Raw genomic sequence first — 23,122 nt, 5'->3', positions numbered from 1 at the left:
TTTTTTTCAGTCTAAAGCTGCAACGCCCGGTAATACTTTACCTTCCATGTACTCAAGAAGGGCTCCTCCACCGGTTGAAACATAAGAAACTCTGTCTCCATATCCCGCATTGTTAATAGCAGATGCCGAGTCACCACCTCCAATAAGAGAGAAAGCATTATTTTCTTCAGTAGCTGCAACTACAGCTTCGGCTATAGCGTTGGTTCCGATTGCAAAATTCGGGAATTCAAATACTCCCATCGGACCGTTCCAAAGAATAGTCTTGGATTTTTTAATGGTTTCTACAAACAATTTAACTGATTCCGGTCCAATATCAAGTCCTTCCCAGTCAGCTGGTATGGCACCTGTAGCCACAATCTGGCGATTGGCGTCATTGCTGAAGGCGTCAGCACAAACATTGTCAACAGGCATAATAATATTTACCCCTTTTGCTTTAGCTTTTTCCAGAATACTTAGGGCCAATTCTTGTTTATCAGCTTCTAAAAGCGATTTTCCGATTTCGCCACCCAAGGCTTTGGTGAATGTATAAGTCATACCACCACCGATTATCAAATTATCAACTTTATCGAGTAGTCTTTCAATAATCAGGATTTTGTCTGAAATTTTTGCTCCGCCCATAATTGCTGTGAAAGGTCTTTCAGCACTTTCTAGGATATGTTGAGCATTATCGATTTCGGCCTGCATTACTTTTCCACAAATTTTATCAGTGAAAAACTGACCGATTACTGCAGTAGAAGCATGTGCCCGGTGAGCTGTACCGAAGGCATCATTTACCCAAACATCACCTAATTTGGAAAGTTTTTCGGCAAATGCCACATCACCTTTCTCTTCTTCTTTATAAAAACGAAGGTTTTCCAAAACCAAAACTTCACCTGGCTGAAGTCCAGCAGCAAGATCAGTGGCTTGTTGTCCGATACAATCATCAGCAAATTTTACAGGTAATCCTAAAATCAGCGACAATGGTGCTACAAGGTGTTTTAAGGAATATTTTTCGGTTGGACCATCTTTGGGTCTTCCCAGATGCGACATCAAAATACATGAACCCCCATCATTCAAAATCTTTTTTATGGTAGGAATTGTGGCTTTAATTCGAGTATCGTCGGTTATTTCATGACGCTCATTTAGAGGTACATTGAAGTCCACTCTTATCAGAGCTTTTTTGTTTGAAAAATCAAAAGAATCTACAGTTTTCATTGATTTACTTGAAATTTTGTAACCAGTTTTAAATATTCACAAAGGTAAAATATCTCTTAAACACTTAAATTTTTATAAGAAAAGAAAATCGAAAATATGGGTAAATAAGTGTTAAATATCCAATATTTTACAAAATAAATCATATTATCATAAAAATCAGTTTAAAGTGAAATAATATTCAAACTATTTTGAATTAATTGTTTGAAATTCAATCTCAAAGCAGTAATTTTGCAGTCCGATTTTCGGAAAAGTATTATTTTTAAACAATTATTTTTTATTCAAATGTTTCAAAACCAGTACGAAACAGTGTTCATTTTAACTCCCGTTTTATCTGAAGCCCAGATAAAGGACACTGTTGACAAATTTAAATCAGTATTGACTGATCACGGTGCTGAGATCCTTAATGAAGAGGCTTGGGGTCTTCGTAAGCTTGCTTACACCATTCAGCACAAAACTACGGGCTTTTACCAATTGTTTGAATTTAAAAGTTCTCCTACTCTGATTTCAGTATTAGAGACCGAGTTCAGACGTGACGAACGCATTTTGCGTTTTCTTACCACTAAATTAGACAAACATGCTGCGGCATATTCGGCTAAACGTAAAAGTGGTGCTTCGAAATCAAAAGAAACAGCTCCAGCGGCTGAGTAAAAACATTTTAAAAGATTAAGATTATGTCATTAGTTAACGAACCGGTAGAAAGAAAAGAACAAAATCGCAAGAAGTATTGCAGATTTAAAAAGCTGGGTATTAAGTATGTAGATTACAAAGACCCTAACTTTTTATTGAAATTTTTAAATGAGCAAGGAAAAATCCTTCCTAGAAGATTGACTGGCAACAGCCTTAAATTTCAGAGAAGGGTATCAACTGCCATTAAACGTGCCCGTCATTTGGCTTTGTTGCCTTATGTGGCCGATGGTTTGAAATAATAACCCTCCTTTTTTTATTTTTTAATCGTAGAATTGAATCAAAATGGAAATAATATTAAAAACTGACATCGCCGGCCTGGGGTACAAAAATGATATCCTTGATGTGAAGCCCGGGTATGGTCGCAATTATTTGATTCCACAGGGTTTTGCTGTATTGGCAACCGGATCAAATAAGAAAATTTTGGCTGAGAACTTAAAACAAGCCGCTCACAAAGCCGAAAAACTTAAGTCTGATGCACTTTCAATTGCTGAGCAAATCGGTGAAGGACAGGTGGTTATCAGCATGAAAGTGGGTGAGAGTGGCCGTATTTTTGGTCGTATCACCAGTATTCAGATTTCTGATGCTCTTGCACTTAAAGGAATTGCAATTGACAGAAAGAAAATCACAGTTGAAGACATCAAGTTTGTGGGTGAATACAAAGCCACAATTGACCTTCATAAAGAAGTTAAGCACCAGCTTAATGTAAGTGTGGTTGCTGAGAGCGAAGAGTAATCTTTTCTCTATCATAAAAAAAGGGGGATGCTTGATGAAAGCAACCCCTTTTTTTATGAATCTTAAACTAAAAAAATTATTTCAAAGAAGCAATCCACTTTGCCATCTCTAGTGCCTCACTTTTTGGAACTGAAGGTAGGGCAGTCATTGCAGGATAACCAGGCCAGTTAGAAGGTTTTGGTTTGTAAATCAAAGCTACTATTTGCTCCGGAGTATATTTTTTCTTCTTCATTACTTCTTTATACGCTGGTCCAACTATTTTGGTGTCAGGGTTATGACAAGCCAGGCAAGTGTTTTTGGTAAGAAGTTTCTGGATATTAGGTGGGATTTTGGTTTGGGCTTGTGCAGCCAAAAATGCAAACAGAACGAATGCAATCGATAAAGCTGATTTTTTCATTATTTTTAAAAATTCTTAAATTAAACATTTTAGTTAACTACCGTAAAGGTAAAATATTTTTCTATATACTGATTAAAAAAAATGTTATTTAAGTGTTAATCGGTTACAGATTATTTATTCAAATCTGACTCTCAATACGCTTGCTTTGACACCAATCTCATTGAAAAACCTCAACCAAAACAGTTGTTGATTGCTTAATGCATCATTGGGTGATTTTATTTCTATTAGTTCCAGGCCGTTTTGATTCCAAACCAACAAATCGGGCAGCCCACGAGAGTTTTCAACAATATTTTCTGCAATTTTTGTTAGAATGACCTTTAAATTTTGCCATTCTATATGTGTAACCATCACCCTTACCAGCTCCCAGATTTCCGGCAACCAGATTACGAAAGCATTTGCAATACCTTCATTTTGCCGGTAATTTTCCCACAAATAATTCAAAAAATCATCTTTAGTTTCAAAAGATTCAAGGTGGTTCCTTATATTTTCTCCTCTTTTTTGATAAAAATCAGGCAGATGCAAGTCCGAAGGTCTCCTTTGAAATGGATGATGAAAAGCCACGAGCGAAGGATCAAAAATTATCTCCCAGAACGCCAGCCCAAAAAGACTTCGCCAGGTATGATTTTCTGAAAAAGCCGCCTCAAAGCCCGCATCACGAAAATGCTCAATGGCCCCGAGTTCGACCTGGTGAATGTACATATTATCCACGGTAATTTCGGAGGCGTTTTTGATAAATTCAGTCGTTTGCTTTTTATTTTTTTTTCCTTCAAGATTTTTTACAAAATACTCCGCAAAAAACTGCTCGTCAGCATTTTGAGGATTAATTGTCATTTGGTGACAAAGGGCTTTGGCTTCCTCAACATAACCGATTTTTGCCAGGCAACGGACAGCCCGCTCTCGTGAAGGAACAGCACTAACATTTTTATATACTTCCAATGCCGCATCAAAGTGTTTTTGTTGCTCAAAGTGCTTCCCGATTTTGAGTTGAAGTCGCTCCCAGGTGGTCATTGCCACTGTGCTAAGTTCCTGAAGACTCTGCTGGGTATTCTGGTACCAGTCCAAAATCTCCACAGGACTTTGGGTGGATTTTAATTCTTCAAATACCAGGAAGAATTCCGAGATCATCCATTTGTCTTCGGCTTCTTTCCGGGTTTCAAATCTGGCCACCAAATGGTCGTCGGAGTGTTGATAGTACTGAATTAGACCCAAATCACGCAACACAAATTCGGTCATATCCATGTATTTATTTCCGAAAAACAGAAACCGCAAAAATGAAACCTCGAGTTCGAAGTTCATTTTCACCAGCTCCGATGTCTTAGCCAAAACTTTAAAAATTTCTTCAGGACTGTAGCTGATTTTTAGCTGCTCGGCAAGTTGTTCTTTTTTTAGATTTTTGAAAGATTTTAAATCAAAAAAGCTTAACAAGTCTGCTTTTGTCAATACATAAATTATATCGCTGAGATAATTTTTATGATCCTCAAAATTAAGTTCTGAAACAAATCCCTTTTCAATTAAAATCTTTAACTGAAAATCCAGATTCTCAATCTCTTCATATTTCAGTGATTTTTTTTTGAAAAACAAACCCTTTCTATTGGTAAATCGTATAAACAGGCATTGGGAGTCGTTGGGTAAGGAATAGTATTTTCTCAGAAATCGCCATTCGGGCTCAATTAACAAGCTTTTGTATTTGTCTTTTACAAAAGATAGTAAATATTCGAAATTGGTATGGTAATATTTTGGTGGTAACGGGTTTTCCATCAGATACTTACAGAAAGACCATCGTATGCCAGTGAGATGTGTGCCGGTAGTTCTTTTTCCACCTCAGAATGGCGGCCAAGTTTATGACTGATATGCGTAAAATAGGTGTGACCCGCACCGATTTTTTCTGATAAATCTATAGCTTGTTGAAAAGTGAAATGCGAAATGTGGTCCTGCCTTTGAAGTGCATTTATGACCAGGATTTTTGAGCCTTTAATTTTTTCAATTTCTTCTTCAGCAATATAATTTGCATCAGTTATATAAGTGAAATCATTGAACCTGAAGCCATAAACCTGCAATTTATGATGTAAAACATTTATAGGTAGGAACTCTAATCCTTTAACTATAAAAGGTTTGTCAGATATTTCATGGCATTCAATTATCGGAACTCCCGGATAAGGGTTTTCCTGAAATGCATAATGATATTCCTGTTTGAGTTGCTCTATCACCCTGGGATGAGCATAAATAGGGCAGTTTTTTATGCCTTGCAGGTAGTTAAATGGCCTCACATCGTCGAGGCCCGCGGTGTGGTCTTTATGTTCATGCGTAAAAATTACAGCATCAAGGTGTGTTAGGTCAGCGGCAAGTGCCTGTTGCCGGAAGTCAGGTCCTGTGTCAATCACAATATTGGAACCTTTAAATTGTATAAGAAGTGACACCCTCAGCCTCTTATCTCTAAAGTCGAGTGATCTGCATACATCACATTTACAGGTGAGTACAGGCACTCCGGTAGAGGTGCCGGTACCCAAAAATGTAATTTTCATTGCAGAAATTTTATTTTTCTGTCAACCCTTTTACGATTAACACCAATTTGTCAAAATTCAGTGGCTTCATAAGTACATCATTGAAACCAGCCTCTTTAAACTCTTCTTCAGAGTAGTTACGGGCATTTCCTGTGATAGCGACAACAGGCACTTTTGATTTTTCGGGTACGCTCATGGCTCTGATCGCCTTTACACATTCCATACCGTCCATGATTGGCATGTTAATGTCAAGAAGCACGATGTCGAAATTTTCTTTTTCAAGTAATTGCACAACCTGCTCGCCATTTTTTACTGCGGTAATCTCAAAATTCTGAAATTCGAGGATTTTTTTAACCAAATTTTGAATTACCGAACTGTCCTCTGCAATAAGTACTCTATTAGGTGATGGCATGATTTATTATCTTTTGATTGTTTTTTTGTAAATATAATTGTTAATCAAATAACTCCTGAAATATAAAGGGTCATTTGAAAAAAAAACATTAATTTTTGACAAAAAAGTCCAAATATTCACCTCTATTTTTAATTTTGAGAAAAAAAATGCTTTTGAAGGAAATCAATCTAATTCCTGGTAAAAAAATATACTTCGCTTCTGATTTCCACTTGGGTGCTCCTGACTATTCACAAAGTCTGATTCGGGAGAAAAAAATCTGTAAATGGCTCGATTTCATCAAAACCGATGTGCAAGTGTTGTTTTTGGTCGGTGATATGTTTGATTTTTGGTTTGAGTATAAAAGGGTAGCTCCTAAAGGCCACATCAGATTTTTGGGTAAGCTGGCTGAATTGTCAGATGCCGGCGTACAAATCGAAGTATTTAGTGGCAATCATGACATGTGGATGCGGGACTATTTTAACAGGGAATTTGGCTGTGAAGTTTCCCGTAATTCTTTAGAGTACAAAATTAACGACAAACGTTTCCTGATAGGCCATGGTGATGGTCTTGGACCCGGAGATACTGCATATAAGTTCTTAAAAAGGATTTTTGAGAATAGAATTTTAAGGTGGGCATTTGCCAATTTATTGCATCCTGATTGGTCATTGTTTCTGGGAAATCTATGGGCACAAAATTCCTGGAAAAAGCACGACAAAGTGAACGATGTGTATGTGTATGAATCGCCTGAGAAAGAGCTGCTTTATTTATATTCCAAAAAAGAAGAAGAACTTCAACACCGCGATTTTTATATTTTTGGACACCGACACTATAAACTAGATCTACAACTCAGTCCCAAGTCAAGGTATATTAATCTGGGCGACTGGATCAGGTTTGACTCTTATGCTGTTTTTGATGGAGAAAATCTGGAATTAAAAGTTTTTTAGATTCAATCTTCGGTTTCTTCAATTGATTTTCTGGCGTTGAAATAACCCTTGATTACTGTAAAAGTGGTTATTGCTAAAAAGAAAATAATAATGTAGTGCACGTATTCGATAAGCCAGGGAAATTTTAACCCCAAAAAATAACCACTTCCAACCAAAGATAGAACCCAAATAAACCCTCCAATTAAATTGTAAAGGGTAAATCTCAGGAAATTCATTTTGACCAAGCCAGCCAATATTGGAGCAAAAGTACGCACTATGGGTAAAAACCTTGCAATGATCAGTGTCCGGCTACCATACTTTTCAAAATATTTACGTGTACGTTCAATATATTTTTGTTTAAAAAAAAGAGAGTCTTTGCGGTTTTGGATTTGGTCTCCAAAAAACCTCCCTGAAATATAGCCGGTAAAGGTACCCGCCACGGCAGCAAGAAAAATTCCGAAAAATAAAGTAAAGAAGGTAACTTCAAGCAAATGCGTAGATGCAAACACGCCTGAAAGAAATAATAGATAGTCGCCCGGAAGGAAAAATCCAAAGAAAAGACCATTTTCGATATAGACAATCAGAATAATAGCAAGTAAGCCTCCAGTCTGGATTATCTCCTCGGAGTTCATGATATAATTGAAAAAGTCTATGATCTGATCCACAAAGAACTGTTTAGGAATTTTTGTAAATATAAAGAGGCAATTTTAATGAAAAGTTAAATTTTAAAAAAAATCATTAAAATAAAAACACCCCTTGGTCTGAGTTGTTTGATAGTGAGACTTTTACGTGGTCAGAAATAGTGGTTGACAATGCATATCCCACATAATCGGCTGATATTGGAAATTGGGGGTGGTTCCGGTCAACCAATACAGCCACCTGGATTTTTTTTGTAGGAATACTCAAAAATGGTCTCAGACAAAACGCCAAAGTGCGGCCTGTGTTGAGCACATCGTCGGTAATTATTATGGTTTTGTTTTCAAAAGTATCTACATCTGACTCAATTTTAATGTCAGGTTGGACAGCCTGAGATTTATCTAAAGCGAGTTTGGCCAAGGTTATTTTCTGATTTGAAATTTCGGATAAATATTGACCTATTATCACAGCGAAATTATATCCCTGACCTGCTATTCCGGCCAAAATGATTTCCTTTTCTTCAAAATTCTGCTCATAAATCTCAAAAGCTATCCTTTTTATTTTCTGAAGGGTTTTTTCTATATCCCACAATCTCGAATCCATATTCAATTTTCTTTTAAACTGTGTCTTTCTGGCATAGTTTCTGTTTTACCATCTATAACCATAAGGATAGCAAATATAAAACAAAACAAGCACATTTTAACCATGAAGTATATTGTAGGATTAATAGCCATTGTGACTTTGATAGGCACAAGTAGTTACAGAGAAAGAAAACTCAATGTTAACGATATCTCGAGTATTGTGGGTCAGTCATTTCGAACCGGCAGCTCAGAACAATTGGTGGGCTGCCTCGACAAAGAGATCGAGCTCATTATTGACGGCGACAGAGTTGAATACCAAAATATTCCGGCCCAAAAGGCTCAGTTGATTCTGAATTCATTTTTTAAGAAAAACCCGCCGGTTTCATTTTCTTATGTTTATCAAGGCAATAACTCAGCAGAATTGAAATATTGTATAGGCAATTATCACAGTAAAAAAAGTGATTATCTGGTGTATATGCTCATTAAAAAAACAAAGGGGGACAAATACTTAGTTAATACACTTCAATTGAAAAAAAGCTGAAATTAAAAAAATAATATATTTTAGAGAGGTTCGGAAAGTATCCGGGCCTTTTTTTTTATTTTTGTGTGAAAATAAAAAACAGATTTAGATGATTGTCAAAACTAAAAAATTCGCTCTAGATAAAAAACTTTATATCAAAAAGGCATTTTTTCTTCATATGAAAAAAGCCTGGATATGGCTTTTGATACCACTGGCTGTTGCTTTGATCGGGATGGGAGTACATTTTACGGGAGTTTATAAAAACTGGTGGATCATGATTACGGCCATTATCGGAGGTGCACTTTATGTAGCATTCTGGTATTTTCAGTTTTATGCAGCAACTACATTAGATCAAAACAAACAGATGTTTGAACGGTTTTCTTACGAAATAGACTCCAGACAGATTTTGGTAAAAATGAATCAAAAAGAAGGAGGGATTGTAAAATGGGATACCATTCAGTCGGCCGAAAAAGATGATTCGGGCTATTATTTACACATTGGCCGTGGACAGTTTTTGCACTTTGGTTTCAATGTTTTCAATGCTGATCACGATCAGAAGCTTTTTGAATCTATACTTAAAAGGAAAAATTTATTGCCGGCTTAAAACCGGCAATATTTTTTAGAGGTCAATGAGATAGTCAATCATGGCCATGTCAATGGCGTGTTCCACGCTTACCCCTTCCATAAGATAGTAAAGACATGACTTCAGAAAATGAAGTTCTTCTTCGTTTGTAAACACGTCTTTACTCATTTCCATTACTTTGGATATGTCTTGGGCCGGAATAAAAACTTTTGGGAGGTGCTGCATTTTTATATAATAGAATCTGTTATTTAACGGATAAACCGCAAAATAAATGCCAACATTAATTTTTACTTTTTTTGAAAAATAATCAGGAAATTTCGAATATTATTTTAAGCAATTTATATTCTGAAAATATTATATTTCTGAGATTTTTATTCATTAAACCTCGAAATAGAGCATTTTTTTTCAAAATATTAAATTTTACTTAAAACAAGTTTCAAAAAATTGGCACGAAAAAAATCAAGGGAAAACTATCTGAAATACTAGCATAAAGTTTAACCTAAATTACTTATCGAATTCAATTTGAGTCAAATGTATAAAAAAATTCAATTGTATGATTTAAGACGCAATATTTTCTGAAAAGTAACGGTTCAATGTTGAAGAAGATTTGGATTTATTTCGAAAAAACAGGTATTGCCACCGGCACCCGCTGCAATACAACTGTTAGAATGGCATTTAACCACATGAAATATTCCATCTGAAATTTTTGTAGATTTTTTGGAATAAATATCTTTTAGAACTATTCCTTTTGTGCCTGATATAACCACCAATTTGTTGTTGACAAATACAACGCTTTCACTTACTCCCTGGTCAACTTCCTGATTTTTGATATCCCATGAGTTGCCGCCGTCGGTTGAAATTGCAAGCTGAAGTGTTTTTTCGCTTTCATTTAGATAGTCACCCCCTACAGCAATTCCATTTTTGGAATCCTTAAAAAATATACCGAATATTCCTTTTGACTCAGTTTTTACAAACGGCGTCGTTAAGATTTTCCATGATTTGCCTTTATTTTTTGAGAAAAATATCCGGTTTTGCGTCGTAAACCATACATTTTTTTTATTGAGAGCTATACAGGAATTGCTCGCTGCGAATGAGGCTTCTCCTTCAAATAATGTAAGGTCAGTTTCTACATTTTGCCATGTTTCACCTCCGTCAGTGGTCTTTCTGAGGTATGGTTTACCACTAATTTGATCACCCAAAAGCCAGCCATCTTTATCATGCAAAAATTTGATTGTATCAAAAAATGCCCCTTTGGTTGAATCTTGAAATACTTTTTTCCAATTTTTGCCCGCATCTGTTGATTTTAGCAAAAATGCTTTTCCATTTTCACCTTCTCCTGCACTCATGGCAATAAGAGTGGTTTTTGATAAAATGCTTATTCCTCTGAAATCATAATCTTTAAATTCAGAGGGACAATAATTGACCCAGGATTTTCCCTCTAACTTATAGATAGCCCCTTTACTTCCTGAAATACAGAAAGTTCCGTCAGGACTTACATCCATAGCACGAATGGAATGTGCATCAGGAAGTTTTATATTTTCCACCTGAGCCACGGCATTTTTTAGAAAAAAGAATAAAGAAAGGAAAAGAATTTTGTACATCTTAAATGTGATTGTTTGACAATAATAATAAGTTTACTAGAAAATGAGTGCTATTTTTGTAAAATGAAACGCCGTTTTCTCCAAATATTATTTTTATTGATATGGAATTGCCTTCCCGGATTTTCACAAAATAATAGTGAGGTCAAAATTGAATTTAAAAATAAAAACCTCGAATTACCGGCTGAGTTTGAGCTCGTAGTCGAAATTTCAAACGATAAACAGTATGATGTGGGTGATTTTCCCGACCTAAAAGGACTGAAAAAAGGTAATCGCTCCATTAAACATTCCCAGGTTAGAAAGAATAATAAAAATGTTAGCTTACATCAAGTGAGCCAGATTTATATCGCTGAAAGCCCCGGGAAAATAATAGTGCCGGCTTTTAATATTGAAATAAATGGTAAATCTCAAAAATTTGAGGGGACAGTCCTGGAGGCAATTTCAATCAAAGACCAGGCAACCGAGAAAGACATTGAGATAGAAGAAGTGGACTTTGTTCTTGAGTGTTCTGAAAGTGATGTATATGTTGGGCAGGGGTTTAAGGTAAGTCTGGGTTTATATTTATCTGATAATACAACTACAGAATGGCAATTTCCGCCAGACATTGGAAGTCAGGTTGAAGCCTTGTACAAAAGAATTAAGCCTGAGGGTTGTCTGGAAAGTAGGGTAGTGATTTCAAATATCATAGGTAAGAAAGTGCAGGTTCGGGAAAAAATGTACACTTATTATGGATTGATGGATGTGGTTTTTTATCCTTTAAATCCTAAGGACATTAGAATAGGCGGGCAAGTTCTGAATATGCAAAAAAAGACGGCTGGAAAATGGTCAAATATGGTTTTGAAGTCGAATGAAAAGAAGATTTCGGTTAAAACATTACCAGAGCATCCATTAAAAGAAAAAGTACCTGTGGGAATTTTGAGGCTTTCAGAACAAGTAAAAGGAGGAAAAGATCAAAATACAGGTAAAAGCTTTGAATATCAGCTTAGAATTGACGGAGAGGCAAATTTTAAAACAGTAAGCCCGGGTGACATCAGCAATGATCAGAATTTTGACTTTTACCTCAATCAATCAAAAATTAATCAATCTGCCGGAAGCTTAACCGGAAACCGGATATTTTCATATAAAATTTTACCCAAAACATCAGGTGATTATGATTTGGGAAATGTGTTCAGATTGATTTATTTTGACGTTTTTAAAGAAAAGTATGATACTTTGGTTTCAAATAAAAGTATCTCTGTTTCAGGAAGTACAATTTCTACCAGTTCAGAAATAAAAAATGATATTTATTGGGGAATAGAAAAATTAAGTACTGATAGTCAATCGTTTAATTTAAAGAAAATAGCCAAATACCTGGCCAATTTTTTAGTGGCGGCTATGGTATTGGTGTTTTTATATATTTTGAAAAAGAAAAATTAGAAAATGAGCAGTACATACGGAAAGATATTTAAGATTTCGACATTTGGAGAATCACACGGAAAGGCCATTGGTGTAGTTGTAGATGGTTGCCCTGCCGGGGTAGAATTTGACGCCGGATTTATTCAAAGTGAATTGGATAGGAGAAAACCAGGTCAGTCGAGAATCACCACCCAACGCCAGGAAGCAGATGGATTTGAAGTCCTTTCCGGTGTTTTTGAAGGTAAAACTACAGGTACACCTATAGCACTCGTGATTTTTAATGAAGATCAAAGGAGCAAAGATTACGGTCATATTGCCGATAAATTCAGGCCTTCTCATGCCGATTTTACCTATAGTACCAAATACGGAGTAAGAGATTACCGTGGTGGCGGACGAAGCTCAGCACGCGAAACCGCCGCCAGAGTGGCTGCTGGTGCTTTGGCAAAGTTGGTGCTTATTCATTTTGGTATTGAGATTTATTCTTATGTGTCGCAAGTTGGAGCATTGAAGCTTGAAAAAGGCTATCAGGAGCTCGATATGAGCCTCATTGAATCAAACCCAGTAAGATGTCCTGATGCTGAAATGGCACAAACGATGTTTGACTATATCGACCAGATAAGAAAAAATGGAGACTCTATTGGAGGAGTGATTACGGGAGTCATTAAAAACGTTCCCGCAGGCTGGGGTGAGCCGGTATTTGATAAACTCCACGCCGAGTTGGGTAAAGCCATGCTGAGTATCAATGCCGTGAAAGGTTTTGAATATGGGAGTGGTTTTGAAGGGGTAAACCTTTTGGGATCTCAGCACAACGATGAGTTTTTTACTGATGAGAATGGAATAGTAAGAACCAAAACCAATCACTCAGGAGGAATTCAGGGCGGAATCTCAAATGGGGAGGATATTTATTTCAAAGTGGCTTTTAAGCCTGTAGCGACCATCATGGTGGACCAAAACAGCGTAAACGAAGCAGGCGAAACAGTCACCGTATCTGGCAAAGGCCGTCATGATCCATGTGTTTTACCTAGAGCAGTACCTATTGTTGATGCTATGTCGGCATTGGTTTTGGTTGATTTTATGTTGAGAGCCAAGGGGAGTAGGATTTGAGCAAGGCGGCTATAATATTCGATTGAGAAGAGTTTTGCTTACACCCATTCACTCAACTCCAGCCAACGCAATTCTTTTTCTTCCAGGGCATTGACAGTATCTTCCAGTTTTTTTGATATTTCTGCTATTTCGTCAAATGTCAAAGTACCCGATGAAAGTTTTTCGGTAAAATCGGCTTTAATCGATTCAAGTTTTGGTATCTCTTTTTCTAGTGTATCAAATTCTGTTTTTTCCTTAAAAGAAAGTTTTCTTTTGGGAGTAATATCGGCTTCGACAGTTGGGGAGGGGGCAATTTGTGCCTGATTTTTATCTTTTTTGGCTTGCTTAGCAGTTTCTTCGAGCCAAATACGGTAATCGGTGTAATTACCCGGAAAATCTTTGATGACGCCATCTCCCTCAAAAGCAAAAGTATGGTCCACTATTCTATCCAGAAAATACCGGTCGTGACTCACCACCAACAAACACCCTCCGTAACCCATCAAAAACTCCTCCAGAACATTGAGCGTCGCGATATCAAGATCATTGGTAGGTTCATCAAGAATCAGGAAATTGGGATTTTCGATCAGCACTTTCAATAACTGCAACCTTCTTTTTTCACCGCCCGAAAGCTTGGCGATACTGGCATATTGCACAGCAGGAGGGAACAAAAAGAGAGTCAGAAATGCGGAGGCACTTATTTCACGGCCATCACCCATTTTGATAAATTCTGCTATTTCACGTACACTTTCTATTACTTTTTGCTCTGGTTCAAATTCAAGACCATCTTGTTTATAGTACCCGATTTTTATGGTTTCGCCCTTTACCACTTTACCCATGTCGGGTTTTATTTCGGAGTTAATCATGCCCAAAAGTGTGGATTTACCCATTCCGTTTTTACCAACAATACCTATTCTATCGCCTTTTTTGAAAGTATAATTAAATTCCTTAACAATGACTTTGTCGTTATACGATTTACTAACATGTTGAATTTCAATAATTTTATTGCCAATTCTTTCCGATTTTACACTTAGCTCCAGTTTGTCGTCGTTGCGTTTTCCTGAAGTTTTTTCTTTCAAGTCATAAAAAGCGTTTTCTCTGTAGGTTGCTTTATGGGTTCTGGCTTTGGGTTGGCGTCTCATCCATTCCAGTTCTTTTTTCAGCAGGCTTTTGTCTTTGTCGAGCGTGGCAGCTTCTATTTCAGCTCTTTCGGCTTTTTTCTCCAGAAAATAAGCATAATTACCCACATATCGGTACATTTTCGAATCGACCAGCTCCATGATGCGGTTACAGACTTTATCAAGAAAATACCTGTCGTGGGTAACCAAAAATAATGTAGTGTTACTCGAGGACAAGTGATTTTCTAGCCATTCGATAGTGTCGAGATCAAGGTGGTTGGTTGGCTCATCCATGATCAGGAAATCAGGCTCTTCAATCAGGACTTTTGCAAGTGAAACACGCTTTTGTTGTCCGCCTGAAAGCTCGCCCATGAGTTTATCAAAATCATGAACTCCCAGTTTGCCCAGAATCTGCTTCACTTTTGATTCATAATCCCAGCCGTCGAGCTCAGTGATACGCTCTGTATATAGAGAAATACCCTCAATGTCGTTGTGAACTATAGCATTTTCATAGTTTTTTATTGCTTCGGTGGTTTCGTTTTTTGATGAAAACAATGTTTCGAGAACAGTACTTGTTGGCAAAAAATGAGGATTTTGGTTCAAATACCCCACTTTTAGTTCTTTTCTGATACTCATTACTCCTTCATCAGGGGCAATCAGACCGGCGATAACATCGAGTAAAGAGGATTTTCCGCAACCGTTTGTGCCTATTAATGCCACTTTTTCGCCTTGAAGGATTCCAAATGTTAGATTTTTAAACAACCATCTTTCCCCAAGATTTCGTCCTAAATTTTCTGCTGATAAATAATTCATGGGGCAAATTTACGTCATAAATTTTTGGCAGGGATTTATATTTATTAAAAACATGGATTACAGAATAATTTGCTTTGTCAGGCGGTGAACCAGCATACTGTTGACAGGCAGGTACATCAGGTTTAATAAAGTAATCTTTTTTGCTTTACTGATTCCATTTTATTTTCAAAAAAAGCAAAATTGTACTTCTTTGAGAATATTTTAGTTTTTACCTTAATTATTGTTTGATTTTAGATAAAGAATTGGATTTAAGCATCTAAATAGTACTTTTTGTACTGTAAAAAAACGTTTTTTAATTAAATTCGCAACTTTTAAAAAAATACTTCTTATGATAAACAAAAATACACTTTTCCCATATAAAATAAATCCCGAATACAATAAGTCGGTGGCCTATTTTTCGATGGAATTTGCCATTGACCAATCACTAAAAACTTATTCCGGCGGACTTGGTTTTCTGGCCGGCTCGCACATGCGGAGTGTTTTTGATCTCAAGCAAAACCTGATAGGAATCGGGATGTTGTGGAAGTTTGGCTACTATGAGCAAAGGCGAAAAGCCGATAACAGCCTGCAGGTTTTTTTCAGAGAGCATATATATAGTTTTTTACAGGATACCAAAATCAGATTTCAGTTAGTAATTAAAAATCAGCCGGTATGGGTGGCGGTTTATCACCTTCCTGCCAATACTTTTGGCTCGGCTCCTATGTTTTTTCTGACTACCGATACCGATGGTAATAGTGAGTGGGCACGTTCTATTTCTTATCATTTATATGACAAGGAAATGGAGCTTAAAGTAGCCCAGGGTATGGTTTTGGGTTTGGGTGGTGCGAAATTCCTGGAGCTTTCCGGATTGCAGCCTGACATTTACCATTTCAATGAAGCCCATGCGGTTTCGGCTATTTTTCATCTTTGGGCCAAGGAAAAAAGCCTGGCGAAAATCAAAGACCGACTGATATTTACAACCCATACTCCCGAAGAAGCCGGAAATGAGAAGCATGATTTTCATTTTTTGCAATACATGGGATTTTTCGGTGAGGCTAATCCACACGAAGTCGCAGAGGCGATGGGTGTCAGAAACAATATTTTTAATCATTCTTTGGCAGCATTGAAAACTTGCCGGAAAGCCAATGGTGTGTCCAAGCTACACAGTGAAGTTTCGCGACAAATGTGGGGTCATGAAGTGGGAATTTGTGAAATAGACCATGTGACTAATGCTCAAAATCGTAAATATTGGGTAGATGAATCATTGGAAAAAGCAAGGCTTAAAGCAGATACAAAGAAAATAGCCGAAAGAAAAACTGAACTTAAAAAACGACTTTTTGCCGAAGTGGCTGACCAGGTAGGGAAAATATTTGACCCTGAGGTTTTGACCATCGTGTGGGCAAGAAGGTTTGCTGGTTATAAACGCCCCGACCTGATTACCAGAGATTTAGAACGCTTTGATCGCCTGATGAAAAACAATAAAATTCAGATTATTTGGGCGGGAAAACCTTATCCATTTGATTTTTCGGCCATTGATATTTTTAATAGACTATTCTATACCAGCCATCTCTATCCCAATATGGCAGTTTTGACTGGCTATGAACTTAAGCTTTCAAAATTGCTCAAAGACGGTTCCGATGTGTGGCTTAATAACCCTGTGGTTACGCGTGAGGCCTCGGGTACATCAGGAATGACTGCCGCCATGAATGCCTCGATTAACCTTACCACTTTTGACGGCTGGGTGTGTGAGTTTTCCAACGATACCAATTCTTTTCTAGCTCCGGTGGCACCTGCACATGACGACCAACTGAGAGATAAAACCGACATGGAAAACATGTTGGATCTGATTGAAAACAAAATACTTCCGATGTATTACAATTCTCCTGCTGACTGGAACCAGATGGTCCTCAAAAGCATGAACGACGTCAATGAGTTTTTTGACTCAGACCGTATGGCAGATGAATATTACAATAAAATGTATAATTAATTTATAATTAGAATCTTATAAATAGCCGGGCTCGTGAGGGTTCGGCTTTTTTTGTGGAATTGCAAATATATCAATTGATTTTGTAAATATTTTGAGGTTATATGAAACATGTTTATATTTGAAAACCAGAAAACAAACACAAAAGTTAAGAAATGACTAAATTTCCGCCTATTTTCCTTAAATTTCATAAGTTATTTATCATAATAACATTTCTTATTTTTTCTTGTAAAGAAGAAATCCCTGCTCCAATTGCTGATTTTTCTTATTCAATTGAAAAAAAGGAGATCATCTTTAAAAACCTTTCAATTAATGCGAGTTACTTATGAAACAAAGAATTTCTTCTTACTTAAAAATTTGGGGTTTATTAAATTTTTTATTATCGGTTTTTTTTACTTTGGTTTTTTTTACAGAAGCAGAAAAAACTGAAAATGATGTTATCTACAATTTTAAATTTTTGATTATTTCAATTGCCCTATTATTTATTAGTTATTTACAATTCTCTTCTTCAGAAATTGAATATGACTCTGTTAATTTATATAAAACTTCCTTCAATAAGCACGATGTAATTCCAATAAAAAATATTAGAGTGGTTAAATTAACTATGACTTCAATAAATAATATGAATCTTTGGAAAGTAAAATACTTAAATAATTTCGGTGAAGAAGTAAATTTTAGGTTTTTGCCAAGGTTATTTTATAAAAATTTTGATGATTTTAAATCGGCCGTTTTAAAAGTTAATCCGAATTGTCAATTCATAAATTGGTCTCACAGTTGGGATTTTGATCAATAAATAGTTTTCTTTTTAAATATAATATTATCGAATTTAATTCCCCTTCATCTATTTTTTCAATCTCCCTAAAAAAACTTATCTTTGCTAATTAACAAAAAATGCCCTTGATGAGGTATCTGTTTATTGTTTTTGTGGCCATTGGGGCTTTTGCATGTGGAGGCAGCACGGTTTTTTATCCCAAACCTAAAGGTTATCCCCGCTTACAGCTACCTTCACACGAATACAAGGTTTTAGAGGGTAAATACCCTTATCATTTTGAAGTCTCTAAACATGCCATTGTGAAGCCGGATGTCACTACCGGTGCTGAGCCATTCTGGATTATTGTGGATTATCCGGAGCTCAATGCAAAGATTCAGTTTACCTACAAGCCTCTCAATGGAGACCTTAATAAGCTTGACAAACATGTAGCTGATGCATACAAACTGGCTTCAAAGCATCAGGTAAGAGCCACCTCCCAAACCGAAAAAATAGTAAAACTTCCCAATGGAAAAAATGCAGTTGTGATTGAGATTGAAGGCGAAGTGCCAAGTCATATGCAATTTTATGCAACCGACACCAGTAAGCATTATTTAAGGGGGGCAGTATATCTCAATATGGCCACTTTTAACGACTCTCTCGCTCCTGTGGTTGAATATTTGAAAAAAGACAGTTATCACATTTTGGAAACCTTAAAATGGAATAAATAATATGAGTACCTGGGTAACCATTTTGAAAGACAAAGAAAGGCTAAGTGCTGAGCTTATAAAAAATGAGCTTCAAAGTCAGGGTATCGAAGCAGTGATATTAGACAAAGTTGATCATAATTATCCCTTTTTAGGATTGGTCGAAATAAAAGTTCCTGAAAATCAAGCCGAATTGGCTCAAGTGATTGTAAATGAATTTAGAATAGATGATTAAAAATTTAAAAAGTAAATCAAATCTTACTCAACGGGTAGTTGCCGCACTCATTGGGGCACCATTGGTAATTGGATCCATCTTGTATAGTCCCAATTCATTTTGGTTTATATTTCTGGCAATCTCGGTTTTGACGCAATATGAGTTTTATAAACTTTTAGGCATGAATGGCAGCCTTCCACTTAAGCTTTATGGCACTTTTTGCGGAGCGAGTATTATTACAATTACCTATCTGGTCGAAACCTACACCATAGGCTTTGAAAGTTACTATTTGATAGTGCCTTTATTAACTTTAACATTTTTTATAAAATTATATCGCAAGAAAGATCCGAGACCATTTGAAAACCTTGGTTACACTTTTCTGGGTACCATATATGTAGCCTTACCTTTTGCTTTATTGATGGAACTGACCTTCTGGGAGGGTATTTTCAGGCCAATGCTTCCTGTTGGTATCCTGATTATTCTTTGGGTCAATGACTCGGGAGCTTATTTTTCAGGAATGTTGTTTGGAAAAAGAAAGTTATTTGAGCGGATTTCGCCCAAGAAAACATGGGAAGGATTTATCGGTGGGGCAATATTCGGTATTTTGGCGGCGTTTATCTTTTCGAGGTATGTTGATGTACTAGACACCAAAGAATGGTTGATGGTGGCGGTGATAATTGTCATAACTGGTACACTTGGCGATTTGGTAGAGTCTCTTTTTAAAAGAAGCATCGACATCAAAGATTCAGGCAGTTTGATACCGGGTCATGGTGGTTTTCTTGACCGTTTCGACGGACTTTTGCTTTCTATGCCATTTATTATAAGTTTTTTAAAACTCTATGAACTACTAAATTGAGAAATATTATCTTAAAAATATCATTATTGACTCTGGTTGCCGGTTTGGTTTTTTATAATCAAGCCCAGGCCCAAGGTGAAAAGAAAAACGTAACTTTTTCGGGTTTTGTGATTGATGGTAGCAATGATGAGCCGCTTGCAGGGGCATATGTAATCAACGACAAAGCAGGCAGGGGAGTGTTCACCAACAGCAAGGGGTATTTTATAATCGATGTTTTTCCGGGAGATTCAATTTTGTTTTCTTATTTAGGATTTAAAAAGCAATTTCATATCATTCCAAAACATGTTGGCCTCAATTATTCTGCGGTGGTTGAGTTAAGAATTGATGCAAAATTGCTGAAAGAGGTGAGAGTATATCCGTTCCGTACAGAGGAAGAATTTAAGACTGCTTTCCTTGAAATGGAGTTGCCGGATGCAAAAGAACGGGAAGCTATCGAGAAAAACTATTCTTCTCAACAAATCAATATGCTTGCTCTTACGCAGTCAATGGGGAGTGTTGGCAATTACAGATATGCCATGGATCAGCAATTGATGCATCTTCAAAATCAGAAACAGTACACGGTGAATCCATTTACAAATCCTACTTCGTGGCTGAACTTTATAAAAACAGTAAAATCGGGCTTATTGACAGATAAAACCTGGAAAAAAGGCGGTTTTGTCACAAATGAAAAAGGTTCAAGGGAGCAAATACTAAATAGTAAAGATTAATCAGGATGGATCTTTAAACCATTCAGAATACATCACATAATTATTGGCTGTACGCATAAATACCTCACCGAGGTCTTTGGATACTTCTTTGATATATTTTGCAGGATTTCCGGCCCAAATTGTTCCTGGGGGTACAATTGTATTTTGTGTTATAATGGCTCCGGCACCTATAATTGAGTTTTTACCTATTACAGCTCCATCCATTACTATTGCCCCCATTCCAATGAGTACTTCGTCTTCAATGGTGCAACCATGTACTATGGCGTTATGTGCGATACTTACATTGTTGCCGATTGTGGTAACAGTTTTTTGGTAAGTACAGTGTATAATGGCTCCATCCTGGATATTTACCCTGTTGCCCATTATTATTGAATTTACATCGCCTCTGACTACGGCGTTGAACCAAACCGTACAATCATTTCCCATTTTTATGTCACCCACCAATGTGGCGTTAGGTGCAAACCAGCAGTTTTCTCCGTATTGCGGGCTTTTTTCTTTAACAGGTAAAATCAGTGCCATTTCTGAAAATAGTTTATTTGTCTTTTTTTGCTAATAATACAGCTCCTACCATAGCAATCAGGAAGAGGATTGAAACCAACTCGAACGGAAGCATGTATTTTTTATAAAGCACATCACCCAAATTTTCTATTAAACCTATTTTCGGATTGAAATTATTGATATCTACTCTTACATGTTCTGCTTTTTTTATAGCTAAAACTAAAATAACACCCAAAATACCAACTGCTGTCAATGCTGAAATGAAAATAGTATTATCGCCAAAGCCATGGTGCTCACCTTTTAAATGCAGAAACATGATTGCGAAAATAAACAATACCATAATGGCTCCAGCGTAAACAATAATATTTACTGCTGCCAGAAACTGGGCATTTAGCATGATATAAATTCCGGAAATGCTAAAGAAGGTCAATACCAAATACAAAACACTATGAATCGTATTTTTTGACATAACAGCACCTAATGCACCAAATAATGTAGTGATTGACAAAAAATAAAATGCCCACTGGACAAGACTCAGATGTTTTAAGATTTCAATATATTGCATTTTTAATCCTTTTGTTTTTTCCAGAGAGTGGACATTTCTTCTTTTGTCCAGGCATCTCTTTCGTATCGGTCATTTAAATCTTCTACCAATATGTCCTTACCGTAAATCACCTCATCGCGGCTCGTAAATACGGGCACAAACTTATCATGTCGCAAATATATAGCTTGTTTTGGACAGGCCTCCTCACAAAGTCCACAAAAAATACAACGTAGCATATTCACCTCATAGCTGGCGGCATATTTTTCCTCTCTGTACAGTTTTTCTTCACCTTTGACCCTTTCAGCAGCAACCATTGAGATGGCTTCAGCAGGGCAAGCCACGGCACATAGACCACAAGCGGTACATCTTTCTCGTCCTAGTTCATCTCTTTTCAAAATATGATGTCCCCTAAAGACCGGCCCCAGGTATCTTTTTTGTTCAGGGTATCTAATGGTAGCTTTTTTTGAAAAAAAATGCTTTATAGTGATGCCCATTCCTTTGACCACGCCTGGCCAATAGGTCCTTTCAAGCAGACTTAAATCTGATTTGTCGGTCTTTTTTGATCTGTTGGTCAGTTGCATTTTATTGCAAATTTTGTTTTAAATTCTTTTTAAAAAATAATGGCCTGAAAATTACATAACCCAAAGCTAATATGGCAAGACCCACCCAACTGGCAAGGAAAGGCATAGGAGTTAGTTCTGCTGCAGCTTCAATGATAAGATTGGCTACTGAAAGTGGAAGCATCCATTTCCAGGCAAGATTCATTAGTTGATCATATTTGAAACGAGGCAGTGTCCATCTGATCCAAATGAAGACGAAAATAAAGAAAAACGTTTTCAGGAAAAATATTATTATTCCTATTGCTGTTGCCAAATTGTGCCCCAGTACACTTCCGGTATTTTTCACCAAAAATTCATGGATGAAATCCATTCCCGGGTAGTTAAAACCTCCAAAATACAAGCTTGCGATTACTGCAGAGGAGATAAACATGTTGATATATTCTGAAAACAAATATAATCCCAGCTTCATGGAGCCATACTCGGTATGGTATCCTGCCACAAGTTCATTTTCAGATTCCGGCAAATCAAAAGGTGTTCGGTTACATTCGGCCAAAGCACATGTTAAAAATAACATAAATCCCAAAGGCTGGTGAAATACATTCCAGTTGATACCATGTTGACGTGTAACAATATCTCTTATCGAAAGAGACTCAGAAACCAGAATTACTGCCAAAAGGCTTATGCCCATGGCCAATTCGTATGAAATGTTTTGTGAAGCTGCCCTGATTGCTCCAAAAAGTGAATATTTGTTATTAGAGGCCCAACCTCCAATTAAAATACCATATACACCTAAAGATACCACCCCAAAAACCCATAAAATGCCAATGTTGACATCCATTCCCTGCACTTCAATTAACTGACCCTTTATGCTGAAAGTATCCCCAAAAGGGATTACAACGCTGGTCATTAAGGCAGTAAACATTGAAATAGACGGACCTAATATAAAGAGCCATTTGTCGGCCATGGTAGGAACGAAATCCTCCTTAAAAAAAAGCTTACCACCGTCAGCCAATGGTTGTAATAGTCCAAATGGTCCGGCTCTGTCTGGCCCAACTCTATCCTGAATAAATGCTGCTATTACTCTTTCAAAATAAGTTTCATAGGCTGCAATTCCCAGACTCAAAGCGAATATGGTTATGATCAGTATGCTTTTTACTAAAAGTACAATATCCATTT

General features: G+C 36.8%; 28 protein-coding genes. 14 read left to right on the top strand and 14 right to left on the bottom strand.

From position 1 onward, the window contains the following. Window positions 1-6: 6 nt before the first annotated feature. Window positions 7-1,194, bottom strand: a complete 1,188-nt coding sequence (locus IPP61_22060) for a phosphoglycerate kinase (GenBank protein ID MBL0327810.1) — start codon at window positions 1,192-1,194, stop codon at window positions 7-9. Window positions 1,195-1,476: 282 nt separating this feature from the next. On the opposite strand from IPP61_22060, the gene IPP61_22055 reads away from it, so the two are divergent. The 3 genes from IPP61_22055 to IPP61_22045 are packed head-to-tail and all read left to right on the top strand — an operon-like array spanning window position 1,477 to window position 2,613. Continuing rightward, window positions 1,477-1,842 (top strand): 30S ribosomal protein S6, encoded by a 366-nt coding sequence (locus tag IPP61_22055; protein MBL0327809.1) that lies wholly within the window; start codon window positions 1,477-1,479, stop codon window positions 1,840-1,842. Between the two features lie 23 nt (window positions 1,843-1,865). Continuing rightward, on the top strand, window positions 1,866-2,120 hold the full coding sequence (locus tag IPP61_22050; GenBank protein ID MBL0327808.1) for a 30S ribosomal protein S18: 255 nt from the start codon (window positions 1,866-1,868) through the stop codon (window positions 2,118-2,120). A gap of 43 nt (window positions 2,121-2,163) precedes the next feature. Beyond that, entirely contained in the window at window positions 2,164-2,613 is a 450-nt protein-coding gene (locus IPP61_22045; protein MBL0327807.1) for a 50S ribosomal protein L9, read from the top strand. Window positions 2,614-2,689: 76 nt separating this feature from the next. Here the strand turns inward: IPP61_22045 and IPP61_22040 are convergent, their stop codons facing one another. From IPP61_22040 to IPP61_22025, 4 genes are all read right to left on the bottom strand, one after another. Next, window positions 2,690-3,010: a cytochrome C gene (locus IPP61_22040; GenBank protein ID MBL0327806.1), complete on the bottom strand. Its 321-nt coding sequence runs from the start codon at window positions 3,008-3,010 to the stop codon at window positions 2,690-2,692. A 114-nt stretch (window positions 3,011-3,124) separates the two neighbouring features. Further along, entirely contained in the window at window positions 3,125-4,768 is a 1,644-nt protein-coding gene (locus IPP61_22035; protein MBL0327805.1) for a VRR-NUC domain-containing protein, read from the bottom strand. After that, the gene (locus IPP61_22030) at window positions 4,768-5,532 is read right to left on the bottom strand and encodes an MBL fold metallo-hydrolase (protein ID MBL0327804.1); all 765 of its coding nucleotides are present in this window, start codon (window positions 5,530-5,532) and stop codon (window positions 4,768-4,770) included. The genes IPP61_22035 and IPP61_22030 overlap by 1 nt, the downstream gene beginning before the upstream one ends. A gap of 10 nt (window positions 5,533-5,542) precedes the next feature. Further along, entirely contained in the window at window positions 5,543-5,923 is a 381-nt protein-coding gene (locus IPP61_22025; protein ID MBL0327803.1) for a response regulator, read from the bottom strand. Window positions 5,924-6,069: 146 nt separating this feature from the next. Between IPP61_22025 and IPP61_22020 the strand changes: the two genes are divergently transcribed. Continuing rightward, complete coding sequence (locus IPP61_22020; GenBank protein MBL0327802.1) at window positions 6,070-6,846, top strand: UDP-2,3-diacylglucosamine diphosphatase; 777 nt, start codon at window positions 6,070-6,072, stop codon at window positions 6,844-6,846. 2 nt (window positions 6,847-6,848) lie between these two features. Here IPP61_22020 and IPP61_22015 read toward each other — a convergent pair whose 3' ends face one another. Continuing rightward, window positions 6,849-7,490 carry a DedA family protein gene (locus tag IPP61_22015; GenBank protein MBL0327801.1) on the bottom strand — a complete coding sequence of 214 codons (642 nt, stop codon included), beginning with the start codon at window positions 7,488-7,490 and terminating at the stop codon, window positions 6,849-6,851. A gap of 73 nt (window positions 7,491-7,563) precedes the next feature. After that, window positions 7,564-8,064 carry a phosphoribosyltransferase gene (locus IPP61_22010; protein MBL0327800.1) on the bottom strand — a complete coding sequence of 167 codons (501 nt, stop codon included), beginning with the start codon at window positions 8,062-8,064 and terminating at the stop codon, window positions 7,564-7,566. A 102-nt stretch (window positions 8,065-8,166) separates the two neighbouring features. Here IPP61_22010 and IPP61_22005 point away from each other — a divergent pair, with 102 nt between their 5' ends. Next, entirely contained in the window at window positions 8,167-8,583 is a 417-nt protein-coding gene (locus tag IPP61_22005; protein ID MBL0327799.1) for a DUF4783 domain-containing protein, read from the top strand. 88 nt (window positions 8,584-8,671) lie between these two features. Continuing rightward, complete coding sequence (locus IPP61_22000) at window positions 8,672-9,166, top strand: YcxB family protein (protein MBL0327798.1); 495 nt, start codon at window positions 8,672-8,674, stop codon at window positions 9,164-9,166. Window positions 9,167-9,181: 15 nt separating this feature from the next. Here IPP61_22000 and IPP61_21995 read toward each other — a convergent pair whose 3' ends face one another. Both IPP61_21995 and IPP61_21990 read right to left on the bottom strand, forming a co-directional pair. Beyond that, the gene (locus IPP61_21995; protein ID MBL0327797.1) at window positions 9,182-9,370 is read right to left on the bottom strand and encodes a hypothetical protein; all 189 of its coding nucleotides are present in this window, start codon (window positions 9,368-9,370) and stop codon (window positions 9,182-9,184) included. A gap of 365 nt (window positions 9,371-9,735) precedes the next feature. Further along, complete coding sequence (locus IPP61_21990) at window positions 9,736-10,746, bottom strand: hypothetical protein (protein MBL0327796.1); 1,011 nt, start codon at window positions 10,744-10,746, stop codon at window positions 9,736-9,738. A gap of 63 nt (window positions 10,747-10,809) precedes the next feature. On the opposite strand from IPP61_21990, the gene IPP61_21985 reads away from it, so the two are divergent. Both IPP61_21985 and aroC read left to right on the top strand, forming a co-directional pair. Beyond that, window positions 10,810-12,159 carry a BatD family protein gene (locus IPP61_21985; GenBank protein MBL0327795.1) on the top strand — a complete coding sequence of 450 codons (1,350 nt, stop codon included), beginning with the start codon at window positions 10,810-10,812 and terminating at the stop codon, window positions 12,157-12,159. Between the two features lie 3 nt (window positions 12,160-12,162). Continuing rightward, window positions 12,163-13,242, top strand: coding sequence for a chorismate synthase (gene aroC, locus IPP61_21980; protein ID MBL0327794.1), 1,080 nt, complete (start codon window positions 12,163-12,165; stop codon window positions 13,240-13,242). A 38-nt stretch (window positions 13,243-13,280) separates the two neighbouring features. Here the strand turns inward: aroC and IPP61_21975 are convergent, their stop codons facing one another. Next, window positions 13,281-15,149, bottom strand: a complete 1,869-nt coding sequence (locus tag IPP61_21975; GenBank protein ID MBL0327793.1) for an ABC-F family ATP-binding cassette domain-containing protein — start codon at window positions 15,147-15,149, stop codon at window positions 13,281-13,283. A 400-nt stretch (window positions 15,150-15,549) separates the two neighbouring features. Here IPP61_21975 and glgP point away from each other — a divergent pair, with 400 nt between their 5' ends. The 6 genes from glgP to IPP61_21945 all read left to right on the top strand — a co-directional run bounded on the left by glgP (window position 15,550) and on the right by IPP61_21945 (window position 20,344). Further along, the gene (glgP, locus tag IPP61_21970) at window positions 15,550-17,115 is read left to right on the top strand and encodes an alpha-glucan family phosphorylase (protein MBL0327792.1); all 1,566 of its coding nucleotides are present in this window, start codon (window positions 15,550-15,552) and stop codon (window positions 17,113-17,115) included. Between the two features lie 322 nt (window positions 17,116-17,437). After that, entirely contained in the window at window positions 17,438-17,905 is a 468-nt protein-coding gene (locus IPP61_21965; protein MBL0327791.1) for a hypothetical protein, read from the top strand. A 107-nt stretch (window positions 17,906-18,012) separates the two neighbouring features. After that, on the top strand, window positions 18,013-18,591 hold the full coding sequence (locus IPP61_21960) for a gliding motility lipoprotein GldD (protein ID MBL0327790.1): 579 nt from the start codon (window positions 18,013-18,015) through the stop codon (window positions 18,589-18,591). A gap of 1 nt (window position 18,592) precedes the next feature. Further along, window positions 18,593-18,802 carry a DUF2007 domain-containing protein gene (locus tag IPP61_21955; GenBank protein ID MBL0327789.1) on the top strand — a complete coding sequence of 70 codons (210 nt, stop codon included), beginning with the start codon at window positions 18,593-18,595 and terminating at the stop codon, window positions 18,800-18,802. Next, window positions 18,795-19,637 carry a phosphatidate cytidylyltransferase gene (locus IPP61_21950; protein MBL0327788.1) on the top strand — a complete coding sequence of 281 codons (843 nt, stop codon included), beginning with the start codon at window positions 18,795-18,797 and terminating at the stop codon, window positions 19,635-19,637. Before IPP61_21955 ends, IPP61_21950 begins: the two co-directional genes overlap by 8 nt. Continuing rightward, window positions 19,634-20,344: a carboxypeptidase-like regulatory domain-containing protein gene (locus tag IPP61_21945; protein MBL0327787.1), complete on the top strand. Its 711-nt coding sequence runs from the start codon at window positions 19,634-19,636 to the stop codon at window positions 20,342-20,344. Before IPP61_21950 ends, IPP61_21945 begins: the two co-directional genes overlap by 4 nt. On the opposite strand, the gene IPP61_21940 is transcribed toward IPP61_21945, so the two are convergent. From IPP61_21940 to nuoH, 4 genes are read right to left on the bottom strand one after another with little or no spacing between them, the layout of a single operon-like run. Beyond that, window positions 20,345-20,863 carry a gamma carbonic anhydrase family protein gene (locus IPP61_21940; GenBank protein MBL0327786.1) on the bottom strand — a complete coding sequence of 173 codons (519 nt, stop codon included), beginning with the start codon at window positions 20,861-20,863 and terminating at the stop codon, window positions 20,345-20,347. A gap of 13 nt (window positions 20,864-20,876) precedes the next feature. Continuing rightward, window positions 20,877-21,407 carry an NADH-quinone oxidoreductase subunit J gene (locus tag IPP61_21935; protein ID MBL0327785.1) on the bottom strand — a complete coding sequence of 177 codons (531 nt, stop codon included), beginning with the start codon at window positions 21,405-21,407 and terminating at the stop codon, window positions 20,877-20,879. Window positions 21,408-21,409: 2 nt separating this feature from the next. After that, complete coding sequence (locus IPP61_21930) at window positions 21,410-21,967, bottom strand: NADH-quinone oxidoreductase subunit I (protein MBL0327784.1); 558 nt, start codon at window positions 21,965-21,967, stop codon at window positions 21,410-21,412. A 1-nt stretch (window position 21,968) separates the two neighbouring features. Then, window positions 21,969-23,120, bottom strand: coding sequence for an NADH-quinone oxidoreductase subunit NuoH (nuoH, locus tag IPP61_21925; protein MBL0327783.1), 1,152 nt, complete (start codon window positions 23,118-23,120; stop codon window positions 21,969-21,971). Window positions 23,121-23,122: the final 2 nt, after the last annotated feature.

This window comes from Cytophagaceae bacterium (assembly GCA_016722655.1).
In the GTDB taxonomy this organism is placed as follows: Bacteria; Bacteroidota; Bacteroidia; order Cytophagales; family Spirosomataceae; genus Leadbetterella.
The sequence above is the reverse complement of the archived record's forward strand: the minus strand, read 5'-3'. Positions and strand labels throughout refer to the sequence as shown.